A 17,460-nucleotide genomic window follows, 5' to 3' on the forward strand; every position below is an offset into this window, starting at 1 on the left:
CAACGCCTCGCCTGATTCACTCGAAATCGTGTGGCGGGGATTCCAGGGGGATGCGTTTTGCGATGGGCAAGCGATTCCTAGCGAGCGGTTTCTTTCCGGTCACATCGATCTGGTTGCGGATGCGCAAGCTTCGTGACAACGGCCGAACGGCCTCCTGAGCGAGTTGTTTGAGATAGAACGACGAGACACGTCCCTGCAACACAACCCCTTGGTCGCTGACGTCGACCCGAATGTCCCGCAACTCGCCGTGACCGACGCGCCGCATTTCAGCGTTGAACTTTTCGGCCTCATCCCGGATGGCGATGGATGTTGGACGAACCGCTGGTGAATCTGAAGAGAACGACGTTTCGTCAATCGATGGAATCGCCTGCATTGGAACTTTCCGTGTGTGCACAGTTGAGGGGTTCGGGAGCTGAAAAGGCTCCGTGAGGTCGATGAGCGAACCTCGTGCCGAGAATTCGTGAACAATGCAGCCGAGGTCAGTCACCCGATGGCACTCCGTCTGCATTGCACTTCCTCCGGCCGAGTACCAACTTTTGGGCGGAAACAGAAATGCACATGAAAATCGATCCATTGCGGCACAATCACTTAGCTAGGGTGATGATGGAGGCGTCCACTGCCGCCATCATCTTGTCAAATACGCGTGGAATCATCGAAGCAATCAACCACGTGGCCGAGTCGTGGTTTGGGTACAAAGAAAAAGAATTGGTCAGTCAAAAAATTGATTTGATTCTGGAGATGGAAATCACCAGTGACGATGCGTCACACACTTCGTGCCGCTTGGCACAATCGAGCGATTCGGAACGTCGTCAGCCAATCCTCGGTCGAGGCCGCCGCCGCGATGGTTCCAGTTTTCTTGCCCAAACCACCCAGTACCCACTGACCTCCGATTGGGGTGAAACTCGCTGGCTCAACTTGGTCGATGTCTATCGCGATCCCACCGGTGAGGAGGGTGCCGAGGGAGGTCCCTCCGGGGTGGATCACTTGATCGAGGGCGAGCGACTGGCGGCCGTGTTGCAGATGGCCACTGGACTGGCGCACGAATCCAGCAATGCGTTGCAACGCGCCCAATCGTGCTTGGATCTGTTGCGTCTGGATCTCACGCATCAAGGCGAACTGCTGGAGTTGACCGATCAGATCAAAACCGCCCTGAATGACTTGCACCGGAACCATGAAGAAGTCAAGCGTTACGCGGCACCCATTGTCCTCAAACGGTCGCGGGTGAATCCTGTCTTGCTTTGCCAAGCCAAATTTGACGAGCTGGTGCCGTCCATTTCGGATGAACGGTCCCCCGTGAGGCTTGCGGTCGATGTCCGGCACGGCCGATGTCTGGAGTCGAGCGAGGACTGCGAATGGGACTCGGATTGTTCGGTCCAGTTGGACGCCAATCGTATCGGCGAGGTCCTGCGTCGCGTCCTTGAGAACGCGATCCATGCCAGTCCACCCGGCGGACAAATCGACTTCCGATGCGATTGCTCACCTCCAGCCGAAACGCTCTCGGCGGATTGGAAGTCGAGCGAGACGTCTCCGATTCTGTTGCGTGTCCGCGATCATGGCAGTGGCCTCACCGAAGAAGTTCAGCATCGGATGTTCGAACCCTTCTTCACAACCAAGCAACGAGGCGCGGGGCTGGGACTTTCTGTCTGCCGACGAATCGTCAAAGCTCATGGAGGAACGATGGAGGCTGCCAACCATCCCGATGGCGGGACCGTCGTTCAAATCATCTTGCCAAGGTGAGGGACGGATGCTGGGCGAGGAAGCAGTCCATCCCACGCGTGGTGGTGCCCGACGAGCGTGAGGCCCGCCATGAGTGAACATGGAGGGCAGGCAACGCTTTCCAAACGGAGCCGGCCGGCTGCCAATGACGCCTAGAGTCGGCGGCCAGGAATCCAAGTCAATCCAAAGTGGGCGCGGTCGTTTCGCCCCGCCCCCTCAATCTCTTCGATTCCAAAACCGTAGTCGAATCGCGCGATGAGGCGATCGCTGACTTGGAACCGCATCCCCACGCCGGTGCTCAACGCGAACGTGTAGGCGTCTTCTCCAGCCATCGGATGGTCGACATAGCCATTCCCCATGTCGACGAAGCCGTAGCCACGCAGGGTCTTGGGGGATTCGGTCGTGCCGCAACGATAGGTCTTGGGGCCAAATTCGAAGTTCGCGATCCAGCCGTGATCCGCGTTGTACGCTCGGCTGTCGACGCCACGAATGGTGTCGTAGCCACCCAAACCCAGCGTCTCACTGAACAGCAGTCGCTCGGAAGATGCCTGCCCGGTCAGTCGCGACGTCAACATCCAGTCGTCACGCACAACATCGCTGCGTTCGTATCGCATCCTTCCATACACATAGTCCGGTGAGGCACCGGGGCGAATCGTATTGAAGGCAGCTGCAGAGTGACTTCCAGTCATACCACCTCCCGGACCGATGAACACATCGGCCCGAAACAATCGGTATTGATCCAAGTCAATTCGCTCGAAGCTGTCGTAACCAAATCGCAGTTGGAACAGATCGGCGACAGAATCACTGACTTGGGTGCCAGCAAATTCCAAGTTGTTGTTCGTTGACTTGAAGTCGAATCCCGCACTGAGGTTTCGACTGTGGAAGCGATCTCGGCTGAGATGCTGAATCAGTTGCCCGCCGAATTGATAGCTCTCGCCATCCTGAGCGAAGCCTCCTCCCATTGTCGGCGTCACACCTGCCCAACTGCCGTACGTTTGCAGGGAATGGTCTCGGCTGAGCGGTTGATCCAGGCTGACGGAGTGAGCACGCAGCAGTGTGAACTCCTCGTCGGTCGTGAATTGATAGCCGAGAATGCCACCGCGGCCCAGGAAGTTGCCGTATTGGAAACCAGCGAAGAACCGACCGTAATTCAGCGTCGATACACCGCTGTCATCCACGCCCATGTAACCACGCAGGGGACACATGTCTTCGATTTCATAGAGCACATCGGTGGTTCCAGCGGACGTTCCCTTCTCGAAGTCCACGCTGACCCGGCGGAACGGGTTTTGGTTCAGCCAGAACAGGTCGTTTTCAATGTGCGGCTCATACAGTCGATTGCCGCGACGCGTTTGGGCGATCCATCGTGAAGTCGGTTGGCAGTCAAAGTGTTGACCGCCGCGAACCATCACGCGACCAATCCGAGTTTCGGTCACGACCAGATACAGTGTTCCTCCCGTGATGCGTTGCTCGGGGATCACCACGTCCACAATCGGTTGTTTGCAACGCTGGTAGTGCTTGATGATGTCACGGGACAGTTCGTTGATTCGTCGCAGCGTGATCGGTTTTCCAATCGCTTGCTGAACGATTTCCCGGATCGCTTGCTTGTAAACAAGTGAATCGGACTCGTCGAAGTCGTAATGGATTCCGGTCAGCGAGTCGATCGCCGAGGACTGATCGAGTTTATCGTCGTGGTCGACGAGCACCACCGCTTCCAGCTCTCGCACCAACACACGGTCATCTTCGACCGGGGCGGGCAAGTCAGCCTTGGCGTCGACCTTGGGGATTGCGCCGGGCCGCAGGGGCAGTTCGAGCGGTTTGTAAGCCTCGTAGTTTTGTGCTTGGAGCGTGCTCTCACTCCACATGCACATCAAACCGACCACGCCGATCGCAATCGCGACCCGCACCATTGTACGTTTCATCACACCATCCCTGAATTGCCCCGCAGAAGACATCCCTTGAAGCACGATCCTTCGTGCCAAAGTCCTCCGCATTCATCAAACACGATCGACAGCCGTTCCAGGTGAACTCTTGTGCGGTGTGAGAGGGATTCAAAACCACGGTGCCCAGGTGGGTAACGTGACGATTGTAGTGGATCGGTCCATTCCAACGGCAGCCGCTTCACTCAAGAAATTCGTGGTGGAGGCCCTTCATCGTTACGAGCGGCACAGACCGGGGATCGATCCGGCTTTCCTTAACAAGAATAGAGTCCCTCACTGACAAACATGAAACATCGGTAAGAGTTGCGAGGAGATTCTCGGGGCAAGAGAGTCTCGGGGCACCAAATCTCAAGGCTAGAAGATGACTCTTTCCCGTTCTGCGACGACACGGTTTTTCGCGTCAAGCGTTTTGGTCACTCGGACAGCCAAGAGAAAGCGAGCAACGCTCTTTGCCGCGATTTGCTCGGTTGGGGTCACCGCGGGTACCGCTTCGGCCCAACTGCCAACCGGGGCCGATGTCGTCGCCGGGCAAGCCGCGATCTCGCAGGCCGCCGGCGTGATGAACGTCAACGCGACATCCAACCACGCGATTGTGAATTGGGATTCGTTCAACATCGGTGCGGGCAACACGGCCAATTTTAATCTGCCCGATGCCAGTTCATCGATCCTGAATCGCGTCACGACGCCCAGTATGCCATCGACGATTGCCGGAGCACTGAACTCCAACGGCAACGTCTTCCTGGTCAACCCATCAGGAATTGTCGTGTCGGGGTCCGGCATGGTGAACACCAACGGATTCACTGCATCGACGTTTGATGTTACCAACCAAGACTTCATGAACGGCGGGGCCCTGGCGTTTGCACCAGGCGAAGCCGCCGGCAGCATCGTCAACCACGGATCGATCGTCACCGGCAGCGGCGGTGCCCACCTGATTGCTGGCGACATCGCCAATCACGGCACCATCCAAAGCAATGGCGGCAACATCACGTTGACCTCGGGCGGCAGTGTCACGCTCGATAACGGTGTCACCTATGTGCAGCCATCGATGGCGACGCTGGAAAGCGGGATCAGTCCCACGGCCGGATTGATTCAAAACACGGGCACGATCCGAGCGACCGGTGCGGCCACCAGCGGCGGCGAGGTCTACCTCGTCAATCCGAATGGCAAGATTTTGCACGATGGTACGATCGCGGCGCAACGTAGCGGAACTCGTCAAGAGTATCGAACTGCGGACGATTCGGAAAACGAAAGTCTTGACGACTTCCGCTACGGAACCACGGTTGGCGGGCGCGTTCAACTCGAAGCGGATGACATCAAGCTAACGACGAACTCGTCAATCGATGCAACCGGAACGCACGGCGGCGGTGATGTCTTGGTCGGCGGCGACTGGCAGGGATCCGGCCCGATGACGCAGGCCACCACTGTCACGATGGATGCCGGCGCGACGATTGACGCATCAGCCACCGAGACCGGCGACGGCGGAACGATCGTGCTGTGGTCGGACATTTTCAACTCCGATTCCATCACCAGCGTGGCCGGAACGCTGCTGGCTCAAGCAGGCGATCTGCTGGGCAACGGCGGACAGATCGAAACGTCGGGGCATGACCTGAATATCGAAAGCACCGTGACGGTGGACGCGGGGGGCGGCGGACACTGGCTGCTGGATCCTTACAACATTGTGATCAGTGCACTCGGTGGCGATGTCACCGGAACGTCGATCGAAGCGTCCCTGAACGCTGGAACGTCCGTCACGCTGGACACCAGCACGCAAACGGTCGGTGCCGAAGCAGGCGACATTTTCGTTCAGGATGAAATTGATTCCACGGGAACCGGTTCGCTGACGTTGAAGGCAGATCGCGACATCTTCGTTGGCGAACACATGGTTCGGCTGACGGGCGATGGTGCCAATCTGAGCCTGCTTGCGAAGCGAAACATTCACGACGAAACAACCGCAGGCAACATTCATCTGGAAACCGGAACTGGCAATCTGTTGCTGGCCTCCGACACCGATGGCTCGGGCGGCGGCACGATCGACCTCCGAACAAGCGGAACCATTGACCTGCTGACCGGCGGTGGCGACATCACGCTGGGCGGTGGCAATGAACTGGGGACCGGCTACGCGCAAGGGTACGATGCGTCCACCAGCGAAGCGTTGATATTGGATGCTGGCGTTGGCACAACCCTTCATTCCAACGGCGGCGACATCAGCCTTAAAGGTCGCTCGGCGACGGCGACCGCAGCCAACGGCCATGGTGCGGAAGGGATTGCCATCCGTGGTGGCACAACGATCGACAGCGGCACCGGTGGAATTCATATCGAAGGCATTGGCCAGCAGTCAGGGACCAGCGACAGCAACGGCCAGGGCGTGTACTTCTACGGTGGTGGCGAGACCACGATCACGTCCGCAAAGGTGGCCTCGGATGCCATCGTGATCGTGGGCGACGCGAGTGCATCGGATTCGACGAAAAGCTTCGGGATCGACTTCGCTTCCAACATGTCGATTCATGCAACCGGTGATGGCGGTGGCATTCTGCTTGACGCCCATGCGGGTGCCGAGGCGACCGACATGATGTTCCGCACTGGAACACACGACGTTCTGGCCAGCAGCGGCCCCATCACACTGCAAGGCAACAAGGCCACAGGTTACTTGGAACTGGAAGCCAATACGGATCTCACGTTGGGATCCAAATCTGGCACCCCCGTCCCGACCAGCGCCGCGGACCTCACGATTCAGTTTGACCAGTACTGGTTCAACGACAATCGCCCCGATATCGCCACCAGCGGAAGCGTGACCTGGCAATCGTTCGGCACCGCGTTCGGGCAAAACGTTGACACCGACTGGTTCAGCTGGAACACGGACGCGGCCCAGAAGATCGGCGGCTTGACGATCGGTAAATCAACGAACACTCGCAATGTGACTTTCAATAGCGGTGACCTCGGCTCGTTGGCCAGTGGGCTGACGGTGGGCGGCGGAGTGACGGCTTACGGTGGAATCATCACAGTGGCCAACGATTTAACCAGCACCGGTACGGGCGACATTTTCTTGCAGGCTTTGGCGACGACGAACCCTGCCATCAACATTGCGGCGAATATCAGCAAGACGGGAGGCGACGTATCGACGTTCACCGCAAAGTCAGCTTCGCGAATTCAGCTAAGCAGCGGCATTATCGCCACGAACCCGGGCGGCATGAATGTCGTGTTGTGGTCGGACTATGACGGTGGCGATCAGGGCGGGGTCTCGATCGGTGGGAACGTCAACACGGGTGGCGGCCATTTCTGGGCTGGCGGAAGTGATGTCGTTGCAGGAAGTGCCACTTGGAATGGGCTGACCGTCGGCAATGGCCCCTCGGTCGGGCAGTTAAATTACAACCACAATGCGATGGATTTGTATGCTGACATTTCCACCAGCGGCGGTGACGTGTTGTTATGGGGTGGCGATGGCTACAGCTCCGGCATCGATGGAATTGGAGTGATCGGGGATCGGATCATCAGCAGTGGTGCGGGAGCCATCACACTCATCGGCGACGACATCAATACGGGGACGATTACCGTCAACTCAACTGGCCACTTCACCTACCAGCCCAACGGGAACGCTTGGAGCAGCTATGGCGGACAGTTCGACTACACCGGCACGATCAGCGGCAATACGTTCACGGGTGCCGGTGATGCTGACTGGCTGAAGATCAACGACTACAACACGCTCGGTGGCCTGACGCTGGGTAAGATCGGCAACACGACTGGCATTCAGGTCTATCAAGCGGTTGATGTGAACGGGCCGATCAATCTGTACGGTGGTTTTATCAACGTCAACGGCAACCTGACCAGTTCGCTGGCGGGAGCTGGCATTCTGCTCCGAAGCACCGGCAATATCAGCACCGACCCTAGCCGCACGTTGCAGACCAACGGCGGCGACATCACGTTGTGGAGCGACAGCGATAGCAGCGGGCAAGGCTACATCCTCGTCGGCCAGGACTCGACGTTGGATAGTCGCACGGCGGCCGATCGAACTGCTGGTACACATACGATCGGCGGCGGCAAAATCACCCTCGGCGGCGGTGCGGATGACGGCAGCGGCTCGCCGTCGGGATATGCAATTGCCGTCGGTGCTGACACCACTCGTGCTGGAATCAACTTGGGCAGCACAGCCAATTCAGCGAACACCACCAACATCTACAGTGGTGGCGGCGACGTGTCGATGAAGGGGCAATCCGACAGTAACACGATGGGCGTCATGTGGCTCGACGGCGGCACATTGGACGCTGGCAACACCGGTCGGGTCAACATCGAAGGCGTGAATACAAGCACTGGTCACGGCGTCGAGATTGGAGCCTACAACCAAGGATCATCGCCGATCATTCGTGCTTCCGGCGGAAGCGAAAGTGTTGCGGCGGTGAAGATCACTGGCTCGACTGCTACCACCGGCGGGAACCTGGGCGTACAGCTGCAGAAATTGACGGTGCAATCACTCGGTAGCGGCAGGATCGACATCACCGGAAGTACAAGCGGTTCTGGTTACGGCGTAGGCTTGTACACAGCGAACCTACTGTCCGCCAATGGCAGCATCAACGTTGGCGGCGGAACTGCTGGTATCACCTTAGACAACACGACCATCGGGCAGAAAGCAGCAACACCCGTCACGACCAGCAGCAGCGATATCAACCTCACTGGTGATCGGCTGATTGTAAGCGGCACCAACGTGGTCGATACTTCCGGCGTGCTGACCGTCCAGCCTTTCAGCACTAGCTTTTCATCGACGCTGAATTGGCCGATCTCGGGTCTTGGCACCACCAGCCAACTGGGCGGATTGACGCTCGGCAAGTCCGGCAACACGGCGGATATCTCGATCAACAGTGCTCAAAACGTCGATGGAGCGATTCAAGTTTACGGCGGAACGCTCGCGATCAATGACGACTTGATCAGCGCCGCCACTTCCGGCACCGGCGTGCTGCTCCACGGTTCACAAATCGTGCAAAATGCCGGAGTCACCGTCAGCACCGATGGCGCGAACATCGAATATGTGGCAGCGGGGGCCCCTGTCACCGCTGGCCATGACTACGCGGTTAGCTTCGTGGGAGCGTCTGGTTCAAAGGCAACCGTTGACGCCGCCGGTGGCGATATCAGTATCAACGGAAGCTATGGCACCACAGGTGTCTCGGGCGGTAGCGACCGTGCGATCCGAATATCAGAAGCAGAACTCAAGACGTCGGGCAGCGGAACCATTTCGATGGTCGGCGACGCCACGAATAACGCAAGCACGATCAATGTGTGGGGATTTCAAGGAAGTGACTCGGTGATTCAAACGGAATCGGGCGCGATCAACCTCACGATGACCGGCGGCAAGGCGTCGGCGAATTCACGCGGGATGGCCATCGAAAATTCCGGGTTCAAGATTCTCTCCGAATCGGGAGCCATCACACTTCGAGATCTAGCACCTGTGGGGCTGACCGGAACTTACAACGGTTTGTATCTGAGGCCGAGCTCCAGCACTGACATCACGATCGGTGCTGATGGTTCGACCGTGGCAACCAGCAGCTCCGATATTTTGATCCAATCCGATCGAGTTTTCTTCGACATCAACGGTTCTTTTGGCAACACGATCAACACGTCGGGCAATCTCGTCATCGAATCGACCGCGGACAGTTTCGCAGGTAGTCCCAGTCTGGCCGGGCTGAACATTTCCGGTACACCGGCGAGCCTGCGAATCGGAAAAGCGGGTAACGTGACTGGCTTCACTTTACCCAAAAACATCACCACCGCGGGAGATCAAACTTACAATGGCCCGGTGACTCTGTCAGGCGATAGTTCCTTCGCCAGCAGCAATAGTATCATTGAATTCGCGAACACGGTTGACAGTGACAGCACTGCCCGCAGTCTATCCGTCAACGCAGGATCCACGGGCGAGTTGACTTTCAACGGCGGTGTTGGTGGCGGCAACGCTCTGGCTTCGCTAAACATCACAGCTGGAGGCGGCATTCAACTTAGCAACGCACGATCAATTAGTGTCGGAGATACTGGGCGTATCTGATAGACTGCTGTGAGTTCAATTCGATCCCCACATGGCGGAGCCACGGATGGCCATCAGTTTACGCGAAGCCGATTCACAGACCGAGCAACGCTTGCGTGATTTTGCAGGAACTTTATCGGAGAAGGATCGCAGGCGATTTGCAGCCATCGAAGCGACACAGCGTGGGCATGGCGGGATCACTTACATCGCCGGTGTGCTTAGGATTTCGACCCGAACGATTGAACGGGGCATCGCGGAACTTGATCACCTGAAGGATGACCCGGCGGCTGGACGCGTACGTCGGCCCGGTGCCGGTCGAAAAAAAAGATCGATTCCGAAACGCCGGAAGAAGCCAACCTGATCGAGTGCCTCGAGTTCCGTACCGCCGGAGACCCCGACGAAGAGGACATCATTTACACCGACTTGTCGCCGCAGGATCTGTCGGAGCGTCTGGCGAAGATGGGAACCCCCGTGGGCAAAGACGCGATCGCTCAGTGGCTCGATGACGCGGGAATCCGTCGACGGCAAATTCGCAAAGACATCCCTGGCGGCGAACATCCCGACCGAGACTGCCAGTTTGAACGCATCGCCGAACTGGTCTCGCAATACGAAACAGCCGGCGAGCCCTGGTTCTCGATCGACACCAAAGCGAAGGAGCATTTGGGGCTTCTGTATCGTAAGGGGCGAGTTCGCGGCAACCGTTCGTTCGAAGCGTTTGATCATGACTTTCCTTCCTGGGCCGATGGCGCTTTGATCCCACACGGGATCTTTGACCCGAAGGCCAATTTGGGGCATATCAACCTGGGACTGTCCCGCGACACAAGCGAATTTGCCTGTGAGTCGTTCAGGCGTTTTTGGAACAAGTTCGGCCACCGACGTTATCCGGACGCGACGTCGATTCTGCTGACTTGTGACGGGGGCGGCAGCAATTCAGCGAGCAAGTACATCTTCAAATACGACCTGGAGCGACTGAGTGATGCGATCGGTTTGCCGATTCGCATTGCTCACTATCCACCGTACTGTTCGAAGTACAACCAGATCGAGCGCCGCTTCTTTCCGCACATCGGACGGGCGTGCAGTGGAATGCTGTTTGATTGTCTCGACACGGCCGTGTCGCTGATGCGCGGGGCGAAGACGAGAACTGGACTGCGAACGACCGTCGCTGTCATCAAACGCGTCTTTGAAACCGGAAGGACTGCCACCCAAGATATGAAAGACAACCTAACAATCGTCTACGATGATCTTCTGCCAAAGTGGAACTATGTCGCAAATCCCAGAACATGACAGTTATTCACCGTGCGTTGCTTAACGGTGGAGTCGTCAACTCGCTGGGATCGCAACTCTACAACAGTCCGGTTCTGCTGGGCGCGGACACCCATGTTTCGACCATCCAAAGTAACATCATCTTTGGTTCCACCGTTGATTCAAATAGTGCATCAACACCTTGGAATCTGACAGCAACGATCACACCTGGAAACACCTATTACTGGGTTGATTGGATCGACTGGAATCCAACTAACAAAACGGTAACCGGAACGATCTCGGTTGGTTCGGACGTGATCACGGTGACCTACCACAATCCCCAGGGAATATTCGGTGCTCAAACGAACGGCGGAACCAATTACTGGACAGGTTACAATGGCGCAGCATTCGCTGGAGCATCGCCGTATGTAAGTTCCAAGGTGGCCAATGGGCCAACAGGTTCAGACATCATTCAACTGGAGCACGCCGGGCAGCAGACGCTTTCGTTCAGCCAATCCGTCGAGAATCTTGCCTTTAGCATTGTCAGTATGAATGGCAACGGCTACGGCTTTGACCAGGATTTCACGATTGAATCCTACTCAGGTTTCAATGGAGCAGGACCGGGCTATTTCGGCTCGGGGGACCTTGTCAAAACAAACGTCGGCAACACGTTCCAATTGAATGATGGTGGCGCCAATGGTTCAAGTCAAAGCGGATATAGCGAGCCGCACGGAACCGTCCGCTTCGGCAATGCTTTTTCGACGCTCACCTGGAACAGCCTGAGTGACGAAACTTGGAACGCCTTCACCGTCGGTATTAGTGGAACGAGCAACACAGCCGGTAGCGTCCAATTCAATGGAGCAGTTGGAGCTGCGACAGGTTTGGGGGCAATCAATGTCAACGGTGCTTTGCAGACGACCGCCGCAATCGCCAACGCTGCTTCGCTGAACGTGACCGGCCTGGCAAATCTCGGCGAAGACATCACGACCTCGGGAAACCAGAGTTTCGGCAGTGCGATCACGATTGGTAGCGATCTCGCCTTGACGATCACCGACAACGGTAGCATTCAAGCTGGCAGCACGATCGACGGAAATCATCACTTGACAGTGGAAACCGACTCGGCGGGCAACGTCACGCTCAAGGGTGCCGTTGGTAGCAAGGATGCACTGTCTGAAATTGACATCACGACGAATGAACTGGCAGCAGGCGACTTGACTTTGGCTGCCAACGGTGCACTGGAGGTTGACGTCAGTGGAGATAGTACGATTGGTGGCACGATAGCAGGCTCCGACGTCACGTTGGCCAAAGCCGGATCAGGCACGCTGACACTGCCGGGAACGAACACTTACACGGGCGTGACGAAGATCAACGCTGGGACACTGAACTTCCTGAACGACGCGCCGATGACGACGTCGAGCGGCTTTCAGGGGCTGGGTTCTCTGACAATCCAATCGGTCGCTGATTCGTTTAGTTCCGCATTCAACACCTCCGACTTTGCTTCCTCGACTGGCACATCGCTGGGTGGCCTAACGATCGGCAAGTCAACCAACACGGCGGACGTCACAATCGGTAGTGCGTTAATCGTCGACGGTGATATCAACATCAATGGTGGCAACGTTGCGATCAATTCCGCATTGACGTCTCAAAACTCCAACACCGTCAGCATCCACGCCACCGGCACCGTTGTCGATGGGGCTTCGGGCTACCTCAGCACTGACAAACTGCTTGTCAAAGCAAGCGGTGCCACGACGCTCGATAGCACCGGCAACGCGATCGGAACATTTGCCTTTGACGGCACCTCGTTGAAATTGGTTGAGAGTAACGGGTTCACGATCGGCAGCGTGGGAAGCACCGACGGCGTGACAGCCACAGGGACGATTGACATCGCCACGCTGGCTGGTGATTTGACGATTCTCCAAAAAGTGGCCACGACCGATGCGACGGCGACCGCCATCGTGATCAATGCGGGCCAGACGGCGGCGGCGAAAACGGCAACCGGCGGCAATCTGATCGTCAGCGGTTCGCCGACGATCACGGTTGGCAGCGGCGGAATGGCGACGCTGATGACGGGCAGCGTCGCGGGCAGTACCGGTTTGACTGACCTGATCGGTTCGGGCTCGGACCGTTTCCGCTACGGCAGCGACGAAGCTGCCACAAACTTCGTGAAAGCACTCGTCGCGGGCGTCAATGCGATCTACCGCGAACAACCGACCATCGGTGGCTCGATTGGCGACAAGTCACAGACCTACGGCGACTCGCTGGCGACCTTGACGGGTTCGCTGACTGGCATTGTCAACGGCGACACGCTGGATCAGGTATTCGACGGGGGTGTCACTGTCACCGGCACGGAATCGACCAGTGGTCACCACGTGGTGGGGACGCATTCGATCAACGTCGGCGCCGAGCAACTGGGGTACTCTTCAGGCACGATCACGGGCGGCACGCTGACGGTGACTGCGAAAGCCATCACGACTCCGTTGGTGGTTGATAACAAAACCTATGACGGCACCACCGACGCCTCCTTTACCGCGTCGGCGAACGGCGTGGAGACGGGCGACCTGGTTTCCATCGGCGGAACTGCAACCTTCGCTGACAAAAATGTAGCCGTTGGGAAAACGGTGAGTGTTTCTGGCCTGAGTATTTCCGGCACCGATGCAGCCAACTACTCGCTGGGCAGCACCAGCGGCACCTCGACCGCCGATATCACCGCGAAATCGATCACCGTCAGCGGCATCGCTGGCGTCGAAAAGGTTTACGACGGCAGCACCGCAATCACGCTCGACGCCAGCGGCACAGTCTTCACCGGCATGGTTCATGGCGACAACTTGAACGTCACCTCCGCCACCGGCACCCTCGATGACAAGCACGCTGGTGCGGCCAAATCCGTCACCATCGCGACGACCAACTACGGCGGCTCCGACGTCGGCAACTACGCGATCACTGACCAAACCGCGACGACTGCCAACGTCACTGCCAAGTCGATCTCCGTCAGCGGCATCGCGGCAAACGACAAGACCTACGACGGCAACCGAGACGCCATCGTTGGCTTGAACGGCGTGACCTTCGACGGCATGATTTCCGGCGACGACCTCACCGCCGCGGGCACCATCGGCGCGTTCGCTGACAAGAACGCAGGCAGCAACAAGACCGTCAACCTGACCGGTACCACTTACGGCGGCAGCGATGCGGGCAACTACGTCATCACCGATCAAGCCACCGCCACAGCGTCCATCGCCCAGAAATCGCTGATTGTCAGCGGCATCACTGCCGCCGACAAAACCTACGACGCCACCACAACCGCAACCGTCAACGGCAACTCTGTGGACTTCGGTGGGCTCGTTTTCGGCGACACGCTGTCGATTGACACGCTGACCGGCACCTTCGCCGACAAGAACGCCGCGGCCGGCAAGACAGTCAACTTGGCCACGACCTACACCGGCGCCGACGTCGGCAACTACGCCATCACCAATCAAGCAACCACCACTGCTGCGATTACGCCGTCGTCCGTCTCTGTTTCCGGCCTGACCGCTAACAATAAGGTCTACGACGCCACGACAGCATCCACGCTCAGCGGAACGGCAACGGTCACTGCGATTGCTGCTGACGACTTGCAAGTCACCGGATCCGCGATCGCTAACTTTGACAACAAGAACGTGGGCACGTCCAAGGCGATCATCGTCAATGGGCTGACGCTTTCGGGTGACGATGCGAACAACTACAGCATCAACCAACCCGCTGGGCTGACCGCCGACATCACCCCTGCACCACTGACGGTCACGGCCAACAATGATGCCAAGTTCGTCACCAAGACGGACGCGGCCGGGTACGCTGGAGCCAGCTACAGCGGCTTTGTCGCGGGCGAAGGCACGTCCGACCTCACCGGTTCGCTGGCGATCACGCGAAGCGGAATGGGAGCCGACGAATCCGCCGACACCTACGCCAACGCGTTGGCCGCCGGTGGTTGGAGTTCGGACAACTACGACATCACGTTTGCCACCGGCGACTACACCATCGTTCCCGCCGATCATTTGCTGGTGCGATTCGACAACAGCACCTCCACGTACGGCCACCTGCTTGGGCTGCAACTTCTGTCAGCCAAATACATGGACTCAGGCAATACCGTTCACACACTCGCCGCCCCGTCTGTCGTCGACGGTCGCTATGTCTTTGATGACGGTTCCGGTGGTTCGGCAGCCTTCGATGTCGTACTGGATGGATCTTCACTCAGCACATCCAATCACACGAACGTCGGTGCGTTCTCGCTCGGTATGGAGAACGTCGACATCACCAGCGGCAACTTCTCAAACAGTGTTGAGATCGTCGGGAACCACGCCGTTACTCGAACCGCGATCGACGTCGGTGCCTCCGGCGTTAGCAAAACGTACGATGGCAACAAGTCGATGGTCAACCTCACCCTGGATCAAACCGGTGACATCACGGGCGACTCGTTCACCTTGAACGGCCAAGGCAGCTACGCCGATCGTCACGCCGGCACGAGCCTGAACTACACCGTCGGTAACCTCGAACTCACTGGCACCGACGCCGACAATTACTACCTGTCCGGCGGCAGCACCTTCACAGCCAACGACGGCGTGATCACGCCCAAGAACGTGACCATCACCGCGCCAACGGTCGCCAAGGTTTACGACGGCAACACCAATATCGTTGCCACAGCGCCTCAATTGCAGGCGATCACCGACGCTCTCGGCATTGCTGGCGACAGCGTGGCCTCGATCACCCTGACGTACGACGACAAGAATGTCGGCACCGACAAAACGCTTGCTGCATCGAACATTTCGATCAACGATGGCAACGGCGGCGGCAACTACAACATCACCTTCGCGGACGATACTAGCAGCAGTATCACGCGTCTGGGCACCGTCACCTGGATCGGTGGCACGACTGGCAACTGGAACGATCCCGCCAACTGGGCCGGCGGTGCGGTTCCGGATCTTGCCAACGTGGCCAATGTCGTCATCCCACAAGGAGTCACACCGACGTTCGACAACACCGTCAACGGCCCCGTGGAAATCGACTCACTGCTGGGCGGTAGCCTGCAAGTCGACAGCGGCACGCTGAACGTCGACGGCAGCTTGGATGTGGACACCTTCACGCAAGACGGCGGCACCGTGACCGCTGGCACATTCAACGCCGACGACTTTGCCCAGAACGACGGCACGCTCGAAGTGGATGACACGTTCACCGTCAACAACAACTTCGCGCAGAGCACCACTGGAACGATCCACGTCAACGGCGACGTCGACATCACCCAAACCACCGGCGACTTGACGGTCAACCAACTCTCCGGCGACAACGTCAAACTGGACAGCAAAACCGGCGATGTCAATCTGGAAGACCTTGCCACCCACGGTAACCTCGACATCGATGCCGCAGGAGACGTCACACAGATTTCCACCGGGACCATCCTCGTTGGCGAAACGACCACCATCAACGCCGGTGACAACATCGAATTGGGGGGATTCAACAACAACTTCGTCGGCCCCGTCAACGCGACGGGTCACAATATCCGTCTCTTTGACGCCCATGATGGTTTAACGCTCGGCAATATCGATGCCAGCGGCAACTTGAACACCGCGTCAGCCGGCGGTGACCTTACTCAATCCGAAGGAACCACGATCCAAGTCGACGGGGACACCACCGTCGCGGCAATCGGCGACGTGATCTTGGACAACCCTGGCAATGTGTTCACGGGAATCGTCTACATGCTCGCCGACAACGGCACCATCCGACAATCGGTCGGAGACCTGTTGTTGGGCCACGCCGAAACGATCGGCGATCTGACTGTCACGGTTGAAAACGGCAGTCTCGGACAAACGCCCACATCAACGATCGAGGTCGGTGGTAACAGCAGCTTCACCGCCCGTACCGAAATCGATTTGACGAACTCAGGAAACAAGCTCGGCGAACAAACCACCGTCGACGCACCGCTCTTCGAGCTCAATTCACTCGATCCACTGAACATCGTCCGCACCGGAGCCGCCCTCGCTGATTCCGCGCTCAGTGAATCGATATCCCAAACCACCAACGACACCTTCACCCGCCCCGCCTCGGCAACCGAAACGGATTCCCAGTCCCAGGCAAACGCGGGGCAATCGCCCAACGGCTGGTTTGAACGGTTCAAGAGCTTTATCACCAGCCTCACCGCCCGCGGTTCCGCCAATCCGATGTTCAGCGAACCAGCTCCCCTCAACGCCGAGCAAACCGGCGATGAAACCTACCTCCGCCCCCAAGGCCCGTCGTAACAGCACTGCAACCTGGCGTTGGCCGGAGGCTGGGGGTCCCCCATCGGCCTCTGGTTTGGTGGAGATTCGATTCGCAAGGCGTTCCCTTTTTCTGGTCTCATGCAACCGGACATGGTGACTCGGTGGTGAGCTGAGCGTCGACTGCTCGCAGGCAATCGAAGATTGCTTCTCGACGGGGATGCGGTATGCGACCAGCCGGGCAATCGCACGTTCATCACGTGCAGCATGGAATGACTTCACCACGAGGCCGCCCAGCATCGACCGTGGCCGACACACCTGCACCGTGCGGCGTCAAACG

Annotated in this window: 7 protein-coding genes; 5 read left to right on the forward strand and 2 right to left on the reverse strand. The window is 58.0% G+C overall.

Going from position 1 to position 17,460, the window contains the following annotated elements; genetic code table 11:
* Positions 1–16: 16 nt before the first annotated feature.
* Positions 17–373, reverse strand: coding sequence for a BON domain-containing protein (locus PSR62_RS14550; RefSeq protein WP_274403721.1), 357 nt, complete (start codon positions 371–373; stop codon positions 17–19).
* Between the two features lie 185 nt (positions 374–558).
* On the opposite strand from PSR62_RS14550, the gene PSR62_RS14555 reads away from it, so the two are divergent.
* Positions 559–1,737 carry a sensor histidine kinase gene (locus PSR62_RS14555; protein ID WP_274403722.1) on the forward strand — a complete coding sequence of 393 codons (1,179 nt, stop codon included), beginning with the start codon at positions 559–561 and terminating at the stop codon, positions 1,735–1,737.
* A 131-nt stretch (positions 1,738–1,868) separates the two neighbouring features.
* Here PSR62_RS14555 and PSR62_RS14560 read toward each other — a convergent pair whose 3' ends face one another.
* Positions 1,869–3,635: a ShlB/FhaC/HecB family hemolysin secretion/activation protein gene (locus tag PSR62_RS14560; RefSeq protein ID WP_274403723.1), complete on the reverse strand. Its 1,767-nt coding sequence runs from the start codon at positions 3,633–3,635 to the stop codon at positions 1,869–1,871.
* Between the two features lie 379 nt (positions 3,636–4,014).
* Between PSR62_RS14560 and PSR62_RS14565 the strand changes: the two genes are divergently transcribed.
* Genes PSR62_RS14565 through PSR62_RS14580 form a run of 4 tightly spaced genes read left to right on the forward strand, consistent with a single transcriptional unit; the run spans position 4,015 to position 17,162 of the window.
* Positions 4,015–9,678, forward strand: a complete 5,664-nt coding sequence (locus PSR62_RS14565) for a two-partner secretion domain-containing protein (RefSeq protein WP_274403724.1) — start codon at positions 4,015–4,017, stop codon at positions 9,676–9,678.
* A 46-nt stretch (positions 9,679–9,724) separates the two neighbouring features.
* On the forward strand, positions 9,725–10,018 hold the full coding sequence (locus PSR62_RS14570; protein WP_008671553.1) for a hypothetical protein: 294 nt from the start codon (positions 9,725–9,727) through the stop codon (positions 10,016–10,018).
* Positions 10,018–10,941 (forward strand): ISAzo13 family transposase, encoded by a 924-nt coding sequence (locus PSR62_RS14575; RefSeq protein ID WP_274408236.1) that lies wholly within the window; start codon positions 10,018–10,020, stop codon positions 10,939–10,941. Before PSR62_RS14570 ends, PSR62_RS14575 begins: the two co-directional genes overlap by 1 nt.
* Positions 10,938–17,162 carry a beta strand repeat-containing protein gene (locus tag PSR62_RS14580; RefSeq protein ID WP_274403726.1) on the forward strand — a complete coding sequence of 2,075 codons (6,225 nt, stop codon included), beginning with the start codon at positions 10,938–10,940 and terminating at the stop codon, positions 17,160–17,162. Before PSR62_RS14575 ends, PSR62_RS14580 begins: the two co-directional genes overlap by 4 nt.
* The last annotated feature ends 298 nt before the right edge of the window (positions 17,163–17,460 follow it).

The sequence above is a fragment of the Rhodopirellula sp. P2 genome, from assembly GCF_028768465.1.
Classification (GTDB): Bacteria; Planctomycetota; Planctomycetia; order Pirellulales; family Pirellulaceae; genus Rhodopirellula.

Bases quoted from the DNA above. Each gene is read 5' to 3' on its own strand.
- PSR62_RS14550 (WP_274403721.1), bottom strand. From the start codon at position 373: ATGCAGGCGATTCCATCGATTGACGAAACGTCGTTCTCTTCAGATTCA.
- PSR62_RS14555 (WP_274403722.1), top strand. From the start codon at position 559: ATGAAAATCGATCCATTGCGGCACAATCACTTAGCTAGGGTGATGATG.
- PSR62_RS14560 (WP_274403723.1), bottom strand. From the start codon at position 3,635: ATGAAACGTACAATGGTGCGGGTCGCGATTGCGATCGGCGTGGTCGGT.
- PSR62_RS14565 (WP_274403724.1), top strand. From the start codon at position 4,015: ATGACTCTTTCCCGTTCTGCGACGACACGGTTTTTCGCGTCAAGCGTT.
- PSR62_RS14570 (WP_008671553.1), top strand. From the start codon at position 9,725: ATGGCCATCAGTTTACGCGAAGCCGATTCACAGACCGAGCAACGCTTG.
- PSR62_RS14580 (WP_274403726.1), top strand. From the start codon at position 10,938: ATGACAGTTATTCACCGTGCGTTGCTTAACGGTGGAGTCGTCAACTCG.